11 protein-coding genes are annotated in these 13,580 nt (G+C 57.1%); 7 read left to right on the forward strand and 4 right to left on the reverse strand.

Going from position 1 to position 13,580, the window contains the following annotated elements:
- The first annotated feature begins 16 nt into the window (after window positions 1-16).
- The 3 genes from BUC26_RS06695 (at window position 17) to BUC26_RS06705 (ending at window position 2,392) form a co-directional block, all read left to right on the forward strand.
- Window positions 17-1,123, forward strand: a complete 1,107-nt coding sequence (locus BUC26_RS06695; protein WP_073374557.1) for a DivIVA domain-containing protein — start codon at window positions 17-19, stop codon at window positions 1,121-1,123.
- Between the two features lie 43 nt (window positions 1,124-1,166).
- A complete protein-coding gene (locus tag BUC26_RS06700; RefSeq protein WP_073374559.1) occupies window positions 1,167-1,442 on the forward strand; it encodes a DUF167 domain-containing protein in 276 nt (91 codons plus the stop codon).
- A 236-nt stretch (window positions 1,443-1,678) separates the two neighbouring features.
- Window positions 1,679-2,392, forward strand: a complete 714-nt coding sequence (locus BUC26_RS06705) for a triose-phosphate isomerase (protein WP_161949808.1) — start codon at window positions 1,679-1,681, stop codon at window positions 2,390-2,392.
- A gap of 264 nt (window positions 2,393-2,656) precedes the next feature.
- Here the strand turns inward: BUC26_RS06705 and BUC26_RS06710 are convergent, their stop codons facing one another.
- The 4 genes from BUC26_RS06710 to BUC26_RS06725 form a co-directional block, all read right to left on the reverse strand.
- A complete protein-coding gene (locus tag BUC26_RS06710) occupies window positions 2,657-4,351 on the reverse strand; it encodes an ABC1 kinase family protein (RefSeq protein ID WP_073374562.1) in 1,695 nt (564 codons plus the stop codon).
- A 21-nt stretch (window positions 4,352-4,372) separates the two neighbouring features.
- The gene (locus BUC26_RS06715) at window positions 4,373-5,260 is read right to left on the reverse strand and encodes an HDOD domain-containing protein (protein WP_073374564.1); all 888 of its coding nucleotides are present in this window, start codon (window positions 5,258-5,260) and stop codon (window positions 4,373-4,375) included.
- Window positions 5,257-6,924: a bifunctional diguanylate cyclase/phosphohydrolase gene (locus BUC26_RS06720; protein WP_073374567.1), complete on the reverse strand. Its 1,668-nt coding sequence runs from the start codon at window positions 6,922-6,924 to the stop codon at window positions 5,257-5,259. The genes BUC26_RS06715 and BUC26_RS06720 overlap by 4 nt, the downstream gene beginning before the upstream one ends.
- A gap of 178 nt (window positions 6,925-7,102) precedes the next feature.
- Complete coding sequence (locus BUC26_RS06725) at window positions 7,103-7,825, reverse strand: hypothetical protein (RefSeq protein WP_073374569.1); 723 nt, start codon at window positions 7,823-7,825, stop codon at window positions 7,103-7,105.
- A 116-nt stretch (window positions 7,826-7,941) separates the two neighbouring features.
- Between BUC26_RS06725 and dnaG the strand changes: the two genes are divergently transcribed.
- The 4 genes from dnaG (at window position 7,942) to rpe (ending at window position 13,572) form a co-directional block, all read left to right on the forward strand.
- On the forward strand, window positions 7,942-9,744 hold the full coding sequence (gene dnaG, locus BUC26_RS06730) for a DNA primase (RefSeq protein ID WP_073374571.1): 1,803 nt from the start codon (window positions 7,942-7,944) through the stop codon (window positions 9,742-9,744).
- Between the two features lie 197 nt (window positions 9,745-9,941).
- The gene (locus tag BUC26_RS06735; RefSeq protein WP_084540507.1) at window positions 9,942-11,603 is read left to right on the forward strand and encodes a sigma-70 family RNA polymerase sigma factor; all 1,662 of its coding nucleotides are present in this window, start codon (window positions 9,942-9,944) and stop codon (window positions 11,601-11,603) included.
- 113 nt (window positions 11,604-11,716) lie between these two features.
- Window positions 11,717-12,829 (forward strand): DNA-processing protein DprA, encoded by a 1,113-nt coding sequence (gene dprA, locus BUC26_RS06740; RefSeq protein ID WP_084540508.1) that lies wholly within the window; start codon window positions 11,717-11,719, stop codon window positions 12,827-12,829.
- A 53-nt stretch (window positions 12,830-12,882) separates the two neighbouring features.
- Complete coding sequence (gene rpe / locus BUC26_RS06745; protein ID WP_073374573.1) at window positions 12,883-13,572, forward strand: ribulose-phosphate 3-epimerase; 690 nt, start codon at window positions 12,883-12,885, stop codon at window positions 13,570-13,572.
- The last annotated feature ends 8 nt before the right edge of the window (window positions 13,573-13,580 follow it).

The following is a 13,580-nucleotide window of genomic DNA, read 5'->3' on the forward strand; positions in this document are numbered from 1 at the left end:
CAACAGGAGGCAGGTTATGGCGATAACTCCACAGGCGATCAAAGACCAGGAGTTCCAGACGAGATTCAGGGGGTACGATGCGGTCGAGGTTAAGGCGTATCTGGAATTGATCGCCGAAGAATTCTTCGAGCTGTTGGAAAGACTGCGCCAGCAGGAAGAGGAAATTGGTGAAATCAAACGGCAGAAGGAGCTTGCCGAAGAGGTTAACAGCCGATTGCAGGGTGACGTCGATGCCTCCCAGCGGTTGGTAGAAGAGTTGCGTGGCAGCCTCGCGGAGAAAGAGACCAGAGAGGCGGAGCGTGCCAAGGAAATCGAAGAGATGCAGACGGCGCTGGACGATTTTGAAGCGGAGCGCAAAGAGTTTGAAGAGGAGCTCAGCGAGGCCGAGGCACGGGTGTCCGACCGGGATGAACTGCTTCGTGAAAGCAGGTCGGAAATGGATAACCTGCGCAACAAGATCGCCTTTCTTGACGAGCAGAATCGTGAGTTGAAAAAAGAGGAAGTGGATTTCAAGCGGACCATCGGCGTGGCACAACGGTTTGCCGATGATCTGATGGAAAAGACCAAAGCGGAAACTGAGGAATTGGTTCGTCAGAGTGAGCAGCGCGCTCAGCAGGTCCTTGCCTCCAGTGAAGAAAAAGCTGCTACGGCACTGCAGGCAGCCCGAGACGAAATCGAGCGTTTGCGCCGGGAAGCCTATGCCGAGCTGTCCCGTCTCCCAGAGGAAATAGAACAACTCAATCGCCAGCGCAAACGGGTCCGTGACGAGTTGCGGTCGATCCTGACCGGTCATCTGGAGCAGCTCGAATCGTTCGCCGTTGACGACGAAGCAGTCGCCCGTTACGACTATGACGAATTATTCCAAAAAATCGATTTTCCCGAGCCGGACGATCTTTTCCAGCCGGAGGATCCTTCCGGGTCGAATGAGTCGGCTGAACTGAACGAATCGGATCTGTCTGACGGGCCGGCCGAGTCGCTTGCTGACGAGTTTCAACCCGCCGACGAACTGGATTCGATTCATATGGAATTACCCATTTCCGAAGGGTTGTTCAACCAGGATGATGACGATTTGCGCCGCAAGCTGGAAGAAGGAGGAGTCGCTTATCTCAGCGACGACGATTGATCCGTCGGCGGGCCCGATCGGGCGGAGCAAAGACGGTACACCAATGATCAGCGTTCACGTACAGCCGCGTGCCGCGAAAAACCGCTGTTGCGGTGTTCACGACGAGGCATTGAAGGTGGCAGTCACGGCCCCGCCGGTCGACGGTAAGGCCAACAAGGCGGTCGCTGCTTACCTGGCCGAGTTGTTCGGCGTGAGTCGCCGGAGCGTGGTTCTGCTGTCCGGTAGTCAATCCCGAAAGAAATTATTTTTACTGGAATCGCTGACCGAAGAAGAGGCGCGGGCCAAAGTGGCGGCGCTTGTCGTGTCGGCCGGTAAGTGAGGCTGACGCATACTTTATATACCGCCATGACGCGACGTCATAACGAACAATAAAAATCGGCGTCATGGTTGAAAGGGCGTCCGATCAGGCCGCAGCTGCTGCGCTGCGGCCTGATCGGACGCCCTCCGGACCTTCGCGATGCAGCTTCCGGCAAGACCGGCCAGCCTCGGAATCTTTGAAAGTGAGCGGGGGACAGGTTGAAACCTGTCCCGCCGTTGGTTGAGATGGGTGATCAGATGGGCAAAGCGACAACCGTAAGCAGCAAACGATTTATCGTTGGTAACTGGAAGTGCAGTAAAAACTTGGATCAGGCGCAGGCCTGGCTAACGTCTTTCGCCCAGGACTTTCGACCGCAGCCGGAACTGCAGGTAATTATCGCGCCGCCGACGATCTGGCTCGTGCCGCTGGCCCGGCAGTTGCAAGACTTGTCTCTGGCCGGCGTCCATTTGGCTGCCCAGGATGTCTCCCCGTTTCCGCGCGGCAGTTATACCGGGGCGATTGCCGCCGACATGTTGACCGGCTCAGCCGACTATGCCATCATTGGTCATGGTGAGCGACGCCGTTATTTTCGCGAAACTTCTCAGGATGCGGTGAACAAGGTCAGCGAGGCGGTCGATGCTGGCATCAAGCCGATTATCTGTGTCGACACTGCCTCGGCGATGTCGCAGCTCGTGCCACTCGGAGATCTGGATTGCGAACAGCTGGTGATTGCCTATTGTCCGGTGGAGGCGATGAGCTATCGAGAGGCGGAAAAGAAGGAAACGGTCGAAGAGGCGGTACGGTTTATCGGCCAGATCCATCCCGCCCGGCCGATCATCTATGGTGGGGCGATAACCCCCGACAACGCCCGCGACTATGCGGCCATTCCCGGTCTGTCCGGTCTCTTTGTCGGTCAGGCCAGCCTCGATGCGGCGGCGTTCGTGGCGATCTGCGCTGCAGTTGCCGGTTAACTGCCTGTTTGTGAGCAAAAAAGGTTCCCCGGGCTGGCCGGTTCTGCCGGAGGCTGCCTCGCGAAGGCCCGGCAGGACGAAGAATTAGGCCCGAAGGGGAGCGGACAGGATGTCCGCTTCCGGCGGTCAGGCCATGGATGGCCTGTCTGCCGGCCTCGGAGGCCAGCCGATCAGGCCGTAGCGCAGCAGCCGGAGGCAGGACCGGCCAGCCCGTCCGACCACGACGTCGCTTGTTACTGTCCGCGGTGACTTCCGGTCGCGGGATTATTTATTCTTTTTTTTCGGCAGTAGAAACGAGGCGACAAAGCCGGCCGAGTAAAGGGCCGCGAAAATGAGTCCGATCATGCCGAGATGGCCGATGAAGCCCTGTTGCTGGGATATTCGGTCGGCCAGCAGCAGGATGGACGAACCGACGATCAGCGCCGCAATGATCATCGCCATGCCCATCAGACGGCTGGCCTGATCGATTTTTTCCCCGAGATGCTCGATTCGCATTAACTCCAGGTTCAGCGTAAAACGATTATGCCGAGCGTGATCGAGGAATCGCTGAATATCACCGGGCATGTCCTCGAGCAGCAGTAGGTAGTCGGTCATCGATTTTTGCAGCCGTTTTCTGATGGCGCCGACGCCGTAGCGATTGGTAACCACCTCTTCGATTTCCGGCTCCACGTGTGACAGGACATCAAATGTCGGGTCGATTTCGGCAGCTACGCCTTCGATGGTCGACAGCGCCTTGACGAGCAGCAGCAGATCACTCGGACAGCGGATCTTGTAACGCTGCAGCATGGTAAAGAAATCGCCCAGCAGTTCGGCAATATCAATATGTTTCAACGGCGTAGCCTGGACCTGATCGATCAGGTGCTGCAGGTCGACGCGAAAATCGCGACGGTCGGTTACCTGCGGGTCGACATCGGTCAGCTCGATAACGACCCGACACAATTTCGGGACATCGCCCTTGATTACTCCGGCAACCAGATCGACGAGCTGTTCCGCGGTTTTCTTGTCCAGATGTCCGGTGGTACCGCAGTCGATGAAGCAGAGACGGCCGCCGTCGAGCAGGAAGATGTTACCGGGATGCGGGTCGGCATGGAAAAAACCAAATTTGAGACATTGCTTGAATACCGCCTTGGTGGCATTGGCGACGATGGTCCGGCGCAATTCCGGTTTGAGCAGGGTCGGGTCGAGCATGGACAGTGAGCGACCCTTGATTTCCTCCAGGGTCAGAGCGTTGCGGGTGGTGGCCTGCCAGTAGACTTTCGGGAAACAGATGTCCGGATCGTCCTCGAAATAGCGGTGCAGACGCTCGGTTGCCTGGGCTTCCTGGATGAAGTTGACTTCGCGCAGCAGTTCCCGGGAGAACTCCTGAGCCACCTCGATCGGGCTGTAGCCGAGGTCGGAGAAATATGATTCAACGAGTTGAGCCATGGTTTCCAGTAGGGACACATCGTCCTCGACCCGTTGCCGGTTGCCGGGCTTGAGGACTTTGATCACCACCTCTTCGCCGCTGGTCAGTCGGGCCCGGTGCACCTGGGCCAGAGAAGCGGCGGCCAGCGGCTCCTCATCAATCACGGTAAAGAGTGTCTCGAGACGACCGGGAAATTCCTCGGCAAGGACGTGTTCGATGTCGCTGAATGCGACTGGGGAGACCTTTTCCTGCAGCAGAGAAAATTCGCTTGCCCATTCGGGGGGAATCAGATCCGGCCGGGTTGACAGGATCTGGCCGATCTTGATGAAGGACGGCCCGAGTTGCTCGAGGACCATGCGAGCCCTGACCGGGCGGCTCAGTTGTTCGTAATGGGGTTGTCGATCCGCTTCGATATCCTCTCTTGTCTTGCCGAGAATCCGATGCAAGCCGGTTTCCGTCACCACTTCCCGAAAACCGAATTGAGACAGGACCTTGATGATTTCCGCCAATCGTTTCGTGTTTTTGAACGTCTTCCTGAGCGAAGTGATTTTCATCGTCCCGGGCGGACAGAGGAGTTAAGACGCCATGATGGTGAGAATGGCCTGGTCCCGGCTGCTGCTGACAGCGAGCGCGTCCTGCCAGCGGACAAAGTCGTCGATGGTCCAGTCGAGATCGTTGTTGCGCCACAACATTTTGAGCTCCGGAAGAAAGTCGTCGATAACGGTAAAAATATCCCGGGCATCAGGTCCTTTCGGATTGAGGTGGGCGAGTGAGAGCAGGTCGGCGATCTGGATTATGATCGGGGCCACCTGGTAGAACGGGGATTCCTGGGGACGGTGGTGGTAGCCCACTGCATTGATTAGGGATCGAGGAAACAGCCAGCGGTTGAAGAGCCGGATGGCGATTTCGTCGTGGCCGATCGAATAGGTTTCGTTTTCCCGAAGATACCTGGTGAAATCGGTCGGGTCCGAAAGCTCGATGATGTCGGTGTGATTGCCGCTGATACCGACCAGAATGATCAGTTTGCCGATATCGTGAATCAGCCCGGCGATAAACATCTCGCTGCCGGAAAGTCCCCGTTCTTCAGCGATGATTTTCGCCGCCAGGCCGCAATGAAATGAGTGGTCCCAAAAACGATTGAGAGCTTCTCGGTTGTTGCGGCAAATGGATTGAAAGGAGGTGAAAACCGCTTTGCCGATAACGATATTGCGAATCTCGTTGAAACCGAGGACCATTACCGCCTTCTCCAGATCGCCCACTTCCCGGGGCATGCCGAAAAAAGCGGAATTGGCGAGTTTGAGAATGGTGGCGCACATCGCCTGATCGGGAATGACCGCCAGCATCAGATCGCGGGCCGAACTCTCGGGATCTCCGGTTACCTGCATGACCTTGGATACCGTAGCAGGAAGGGCCGGCAGGGTGTCGATCTGTTTGAGTATCGAAGTGGAGAAGGAATGCTTCATGACGAGTGACCTGACGTCCTGGCGCCGAGGGTGTGGAGCGATGAATCGATCAGAGCGGGATCGACTTCGAGGAGCCGATGTTTGGCAATGACCTGGAGGGCGCGGCTAACCAGGTCTGGATCGAATTGTGCGCCGGAGCCTTCCGTTAGTTGGGCAATAATGTCTTCAGGCGGTAACCGTTTGCGATACGGTCGATCGGCGTTCATCGCTGCAAGTGCATCGACGAGGGCGAAGAAGCGGGCGCCCAATGGGATTTCGTCGCCCTTGAGTCCTTCGGGAGAGCCAAAACCATCAAAACGTTCGGCATGATGGAGCAGAATCGACCGCTCACCCTGGAAAAAGTCAAAGAGTTCGGTCAATTCTAGCAACTTGTAGGGAAAATCGTTCATTACTTCCCGTTCATCGGAAGAAAATTCCTGCCGTTTTTTTATCATCTCGTTGTGCAGCAACAGCCTGATCGACGTGTGCAGTGTGATCGCGTTCTTAAAGGTGCGAATGAGCGGTTCCGGCAGGTTCATGTGCTGGCCGATCAACTCGACGTACCGGCGAACCGTTTTGATATGCACCTGGTTTTCCTTGCCGGCGATATCCTTGGCCAGCAATTGCAGGGATTCGATGGCAGACTTTTTCGTTTTATCGAGCGTTTTGCTCAAGGTTGCCTTGACCTGAGCCAAATTCTGCTGAGAGGTGTTGGCGCCGGACCGTTCGCCAAGGCGAAAACCGACAACGCGGTTACGACCTTCCGATTTTGCGAGAAACAGCGCCCGTTCGGCCATCGTAATGAAATGGTCCGGATCGTTTGGCTGATGGTCGATCAGCGAGGCGACACCTGCCGAGGCGGTGACCTGGTGTTGTTCCGTTCCCCTGACAAAGGGCTTGTCGGCCAGGTTTCGGCGAATCGACTCGGCGATGGTGACCGCTTCTTCCTGCCCGATATCGGGGAGCAGAGCGACAAAGACCTCACCGCTGAAACGAAAACAGATACCCTTTGGTGTGGTCATGCTGGTCAGACGGGCGGCAAAGTCATTGAGCACGAAGTCGCCATAGGACCGTCCGGCATTTTGATTGAGTTCATCGAAAAAGTCGAGATCCAGGATGAGCAGGGATAGTTCGGTTTGCCGGTCGGTGGCCGAGTCGAATTCACGGGTCAATACCTTGTTGAGATGACGCCGATTGTAGAGACCGGTCAGGCCGTCCCGGGAGGCGAGCACGTCGAGGAAATCGCTGTGCTGCTTCATCGATTGCTGCTGCTGGCCGAGTAGGCGGTCAAGTTCTTCGATCCGCTGCTGCCGCTCGTCCAGGGTGCGTTGCAATGCCCGGACATGACAGAGCAGACGTATCTGACCGATCAGGGTTTCCTCCGACGGTTCGTTCAGGACAGAGCAGAATTTCGGAAGCTCTGCTTGATAAATCGGCGTGGCCGGCAAAAACAGGATTGGAATGTCGGCCGAGCAGTGGGGCGAGGGCAAGGGGGCGATTGCTTCGTCTTCAGGAGAACAAGCAACGACCAGGTCGAAATCGTGGCGTCGACAAAGTACTGCCGCAGCAGTTGACGAGTCGGCTGCGAAGAGTTGGAGACCGTGTCTTTCAAGTAGATTTGAGATCTGCTCAGCCGAGGCGATACCTGCCGTCAGCAGCAAAACTTTCCACTGTGGTTTGTTCATTGCACCTGTTGCTCATTGCCTGGCTGGTTTTCGTGCGACGGGACAGTGCTTCTCGACAGAGTATAGTAATTTGATAAAAAGATTACAAATACAAGGGAAAAAAAGAGGTGGTCGAAAAAGCCGCCGGCGATCCCCGGTCGACAAAAAATCGGGTAGCGCCACTTGCCGCGCCTTGTTCTCAAGGGGAGCAGAGCGTCTTGACGTCAAGCTCGGGCGGGTTTTTCAGCGCCGTATCGAGCAGTGCGAATAAGGGCTTTTTAATCGTTTTCAACGGCGGTAACACCGGGACATCAGGGAGCAGATTGTCCGCCGGCTCGGGAGGGACCATCTCCAACTTGCGTTCGAGCGCGCTTCGATCGCCACTCGTCGTGTTGGTCTGGAGAATTGCGTGGCTTTCATCGTGATCGAGAGAGCGGAGAAATGACAGAATGTTCTGCAAATCATTTTTCTGGTAGAAGAGGGTGATCTGCTCGCGGATGGTTTCCTGTTCTTCTATCAATTGATTGCGGGTTTCCTGGTAGGTCACGGATTGAGTCTGGAGACGCCGATAAATAGATGAGAAGAGCAGTCGCAATCGCGATCTTCTGGTCAGCCCTTTGACCGGATAACCGGCGAACAAGCGTTTGCGGATCGTTGGTGATGAGCAGATATAGGAGTCATAGTAGAGATCATGGGCGATGCCGATGAGCGCCTGGAACTTCCTAATCAGCGATGGTTCGCCAAGCAGGATATAGAGCCTGATCAGATCGAGACCGACGGAAGCTTCGAGTTCAACGGTCGCATCGAGAACCGCTTTGATATAGGCGGCACTGTCCCGCTCGATCATCTTTCTGAAGTTGAAATACCGATCGGCGATGTCTTTTTTAATTTCGTAGGCGAGAACTTTGTCGATATCTTCCATGGTTATTCTCCTGGGGGACGGTCGCGGCAAAAGCATGGCAGTGCTTCGCCATCGATATTATAGTGGATTCGTCCGGGCAAATCACCATCCTTTGACAGACGATGACGGAAGCTTTTATGGAAACATGGGAAGAGGCAACAGCGACGGTCAAACAGCAATCCGATATCGTGCAGGTCATCGGCGAGCACGTCAACCTGAAACGTAGCGGCGTCAGGTATCTCGGTCTTTGTCCGTTTCACCAGGAGAAGACACCGTCTTTTTCGGTCCACCCGGGGCAACAGTTCTACTATTGCTTCGGATGCGGGGCGGCCGGTGATGTCTTCAATTTCGTGATGAACTACCATCACCTCGAATTCAAGGACACCCTGAAGATGCTGGCCGACCGGTGCTCTGTCGAATTGCCGCAACGGCGGCAATCTCCCCGGGAAGCCGAGCGGCAAAAGCGACGCGAATTATTGTTTGCTGTCAACCGGCGAGCCGCCGACATCTATCGCGACTATTTGTGTCGTTTGCCGGGAGGTGCTGCGGCCCGTCGCTATCTGCAGCAGCGTGGGATCAGTGAACAGATCCAGGAACGCTACCAGCTGGGTTATGCCCCGTCTGTCGAGCAGACGGGCTGGCACTTTCTCGGAGCCCAGCTCAATCAGGACGAGCAGCAGGCTGCCCTGACGAGCGGCTTGCTCGCTGCCCGGGAGCAGGGCGGCAGCTATGATCGTTTTCGGGATAGGATCATGTGCCCGATTTTCGATGCTAAAGGTCGCATCGCCGGTTTCGGCGGCCGCATCCTCGGTGACGGCAACCCGAAATATCTCAATTCTCCGGAAAGCGAGATCTATATGAAAAGCCGCTTGCTCTTCGGCCTGTACCAGCAGCGGGATGCGATTCGAAGCCGGCGCCGGGCGACGTTGGTGGAAGGCAATTTCGATCTGTTGTCCCTGGTGACGCACGGCTATGAGTCGGTGGTTGCCCCGCTGGGAACGGCATTGACCGGAGATCAGGTCCGACTGTTGAAAGGGCTGGCCGACGAGGTTGTCCTACTGTTCGATGGTGACGAGGCCGGCATCAAAGCGGCGGAACGCGCCGTCCCGCTCTTTCTTGCCGAGCGGGTCAGCGGCCGGGTGGCGCTGCTGCCGGTCGGGGAGGACCCCGACACCTACATCCGCCAGCATGGGGTGGCGGGGATCAGCAGTGTCGTCGAGCAAGCGGAAACGCTTCCCGAATTTGCCCTGAAGCGGATGGTTGAACGGCACGGGTTGAGCCTGGACGGCAAGACGAAGATCGTCGAAGAATTGAAACCGCTGTTGGCTGCTGCCGACTCGACGTTGCAGCGGTCGCTGGTGGCGGCCCATTTTTCCTCCTTGCTGGGTGTTCCCACGGAGACGCTGCTCGCCCAAGTTGCTCCCGGTTCTTCCGCGGATGAGTCCCGGAAACCGGCTTCGCTATCGCGCGGGTCGGGACAGCGGCCGGAGCCGGTCCCGAAAGGGATGCGGGAACTGCTCGCCTTTATGATCTTCAGGCCGGATCGGTTGGCGGATCTGGAGCAGGCGGGAGCAACGGATGTCCTGTCCGGCAGCATAGGGGAAATCATCGTTCTCCAGCTGAAGCGATTGGTTGATGAGCGCGGCTCCGCGTTGCAGCCGGAAGAATTGTTGTCGAGCTTGCCGGAAGGAGAAGAGCGATCGCTGGTCGCATCCGTACTGCTTGATCCGACGCTTTCAGGCCGCTTCCCCGTCGATCCGAACCAGGAAGAAGATGGTCTGCAGGATATTATCTCCTGGGTGCGGCGCATCGTCTTGAAGAAACGTTCCGATGCCCTGATGAATGATCTTGGCCAGGCCCAGAGAAATAACGATTACGAGCAGATAAACAGCTTGATGCGACAAAAGATGGTGATCGATACGGAGCTCAAGGCACTTTGATCGGGTCAAACGCCTGTTTTTTCACCATTGTTCCAATTAAAGAAAAATGGCCATCGGGTCGATGAAATCTTTCGACACATGATACGAATTGTTGATTTTCATGTACTTATACTCTAATAATAGGTGAGTCCAGACAGGCAGTGACGGTGTATGACCGACTGGGGTGTTTTTGGGGGACGAGATGGCATGGGGGAGTGATGGCGGCAGATGACTATAGCGATGTTGGCATGGACGAATATGAGGCCACGGAAGATGGCGAGCAGTTCGTCAATGACGATGAGGATTCGTCTATCTGGGATCTGACCGGAATTTTTCATCCTGAGGAAAAGGCTGTTCCGGTCGTTTTGCCTGAAGACGTGCCGGAGGATCGGCGCAAAAACGTCAGGGACCGGAGGAAGAGTCCCTTCGGCGATCGGCGTCAGGGGGACCGGCGGCGGCTGTCGAGATCACCGCTGCAAAACGGGACTCATTCCATCGACCCGATGAACATCTATCTTCGTGAAATGGGTAGCCTGACTCTGCTCAGTCATGAAGAAGAGTTGAAGTTAGCCAGGATGATGGAAGAGGGTAAGTTCCGTATTCAGACGGCGGCGCTTTCGACCCAACTCGCGTTTCCGGTGTTGCAGCAATTGGCTACCGATCTGTCGTCCGGTCGCAGCAGGATCTTCCAGATAGTTCACGGTGTCCCCGATAACGAACCGGAACTAGTCAAGCGTGAGACCGAGGTGTTTCTCGACCGATACCGGCAGGCCGCCGAACTCGATGGTAAACGGGCCGAACTGCTCGCCCAGGTGCGGGCGGGGAAGGTGGCAGAGCAGCAATATCGAGGGGTGCGGCGGCGGATTGTCGCCATCGGCGAGCAATGCGCTGCGCTGTTTAGCGAACGGCTGATCTGCCAGGAATGTATTAATTCGGTAGCGGCAGGACTCGAAGAGTTGTCTCGCCGATTTCGACAGGTTCTCATTGCGGTGATGAGGGAGGCGAGTCTGTCTCCTTCGGCGCCGTCAACGGAAGCGTCGTTGATCAATGCCGTTGAAGCTCAGGTCAATCGCCAGTTCATGGGCGAGTCGGGCCTCGATGCCGAGGTGCTCACCGCGCTTTATTCGGAGATCGAGGCCGGGCGTGAAGTTACCAAGTATGCAAAGGAAGCGCTCGTTCGCGCCAATCTGCGCCTGGTGATCTCCGTATCGAAGAAGTTCGTCAATCGTGGTCTGCAGTTTTCCGATCTGATCCAGGAAGGTAACATCGGCTTGATGAAGGCCGTCGACAAGTTCGATTATCATCGTGGATACAAATTCAGCACCTATGCCACCTGGTGGATCAGGCAGGCAATCACCCGGGGGATTGCCGACCAGGGTCGGACCATTCGGTTGCCGGTTCACATGATCGAAACGATCAACCGGTTGCTCAGAGTATCCAAAGAATTCTTATTGGAAGAACATCGGGAGCCGACTCCGGAGGAAATGGCCAACCAGCTCGGTACCGAGGTGAGCAAAGTGAAGACGGCCCTGAAAATCGCCAAGGATGCGATTTCTCTTGATACTCCGATCGGTGATGATGGGGAGACGTTTCTCGGAGATTTTATCGAAGACAGCGATAGACCGGGGCCTGATGCCATTTCGATGACCGCCAGTTTGCGGGAATGCCTGAACCAGGTGATGTCGACGCTGACGCCGCGGGAAGCGAAGGTACTTCGTATGCGCTACGGTATCGACGTCGATTACGATCACACCCTGGAGGAGGTGGGGCGATGTTTTGCGGTAACCCGCGAACGGATTAGGCAGATCGAAGCCCAGGCCATCCAGAAATTGAAACACCCCTCCCGAATTGAGGAATTGCGGGTGTTCATGACTGAATAGTCGTTTCTCCGAGCCCGTTATCACCCCCTCTTGTCGCGTTCCATGGGCGTCGCTCGCCGTTGTCGGGCTGAGATTCATTTGCGTCCTCTTTGCCTGCACGTACTACCGGATGGATGAAACAGACCAGGGATTGGATACAATTGAGCATGGTCGATGGGCTCGGACCGAACGGATTCTGGGCGCTCGTAACCCACTTCGGCTCTCCGGGAGCTGCCCTGGCGGCGTCAGGCGCTGAGTGGCAGGCGTTACCGGGGCTGCGCTGGAGACAGGTTCCGGCCCGCGGGGCAATCATCGCCGGCGGCGAGCGGGTTGACCGGGAATTGGCAGCCCTTGCCGACATCGGCGGGAGGGCCGTCAGTTACCCCGATCCGGATTACCCGAGCCTGCTGCGCTCCATCGCCTGCCCACCGCCGGTCCTTTATCTGTGTGGCCGGAGTGGAGTGGGCAACACAACGGCCGTGGCGATAATCGGTTCGCGTGCCGCCACCAGTTACGGTCGCCGTACGGCCCATCGGTTGGCCATGGATCTGGGTGGCCGGGGAGTGACTGTCGTATCGGGTCTGGCCCAAGGGATCGACGCTGAAGCGCATGCCGGTTGTCTTGCCGGCGGTGGTTTTACCGTCGCCGTTCTCGGTTGCGGGCTCGATGTCGTTTATCCCCGGATCAACGGTCGCCTGTATCGCCTGATTGCCGAAGCGGGACTGTTGGTCAGCGAATACCCGCTCGGCACCAAGCCCGAGGGGTTCCGGTTTCCGGCCCGCAATCGGATTATCGCCGGTCTGAGCAGGGGCGTGGTTGTCGTCGAGGCAGCCCGACGCTCGGGAACCCTGATAACCGTGCAGCATGCCTTGGAAGAAGGCCGAGAGGTCTTTGCTGTTCCCGGTCAGGTCGATTCTGCCAAGAGTGCCGGCAGCCATTGGCTGCTGCAGCAGGGGGCCGGTTTGGTCGTCTGCGCCGACGATATCGCTGAGGGCCTGGGGCTGCCTTCATCTCCGGTCCCGAAGCAGGAGACGGCTCAGGAAGCAGGGGCGATCGACAGTGGAGCCGCCCAGGTGTTGGCGTTGCTTGAACCGTATCCGCTGCTGCGTGACGACTTGCTGCGCCGCTCCGGGCTCGGTTCGGCCCGGCTCAGCGAACTTCTGCTGATGCTCGAGTTGGCGGGATGTGTTGAAATTTTGCCGGGAGACCGGGTGCGGAGAATCGATACAGCCGCCTGTTGTTCGTAAAGCGAGTCGAAAATGTCGAGTAAGAGCGAAAATCAGCTCAAAAAGGAAATGCAATGAACGAGATTTTTCTTGCCCCATCCATCCTGTCCGCTGATTTTACCGATCTCGGCGGCGAAATTCGCGCCGTCGTATCGGCAGGGGCCGATGTCGTCCATGTTGATGTTATGGATGGTCATTTTGTGCCGAATATCACCATCGGACCGTTGATTGTCGAAGCCGCCCGGCGGGTGACCGAGCGCCCGCTGGACGTCCACCTGATGATCAGTGATGCCGATCGTTATATCGACCAGTTCGCCGCCGCCGGGGCCGACTGGATTACCGTTCACGTGGAGGCCTGCCCGCATCTGCAGCGAACGGTCAGTCGAATCCGCGAGCATGGCCTGAAGGCCGGGGTCGTTCTGAATCCGGCGACATCGCTGACCACGCTCGATCATATTCTCGACGATATCGACCTGGTCATGCTGATGTCGGTTAATCCGGGATTCGGCGGGCAATCTTTCATCCCGGCGACGCTGGAGAAGATCTCCCGGTTGCGCCGGCTGATCGATGACCGCGCTCTGGAGATCGGCATCGAGGTTGATGGAGGTATCGGCTTGGCTACCATCTATCGGGTCGCCCGTGCGGGAGCCAACATCTTCGTTGCCGGTTCCGCTGTCTACGGGGCGCCGTCTTACGCCGAGGTGATCGCCGCATTGCGGGTCGAGGCCGTTCGCGGCTGGCAGGATCGAAACGGGCCGGAGTAAGCGGCCCA

Source organism: Desulfofustis glycolicus DSM 9705 (assembly GCF_900130015.1).
Taxonomy (GTDB): Bacteria; Desulfobacterota; Desulfobulbia; order Desulfobulbales; family Desulfocapsaceae; genus Desulfofustis; species Desulfofustis glycolicus.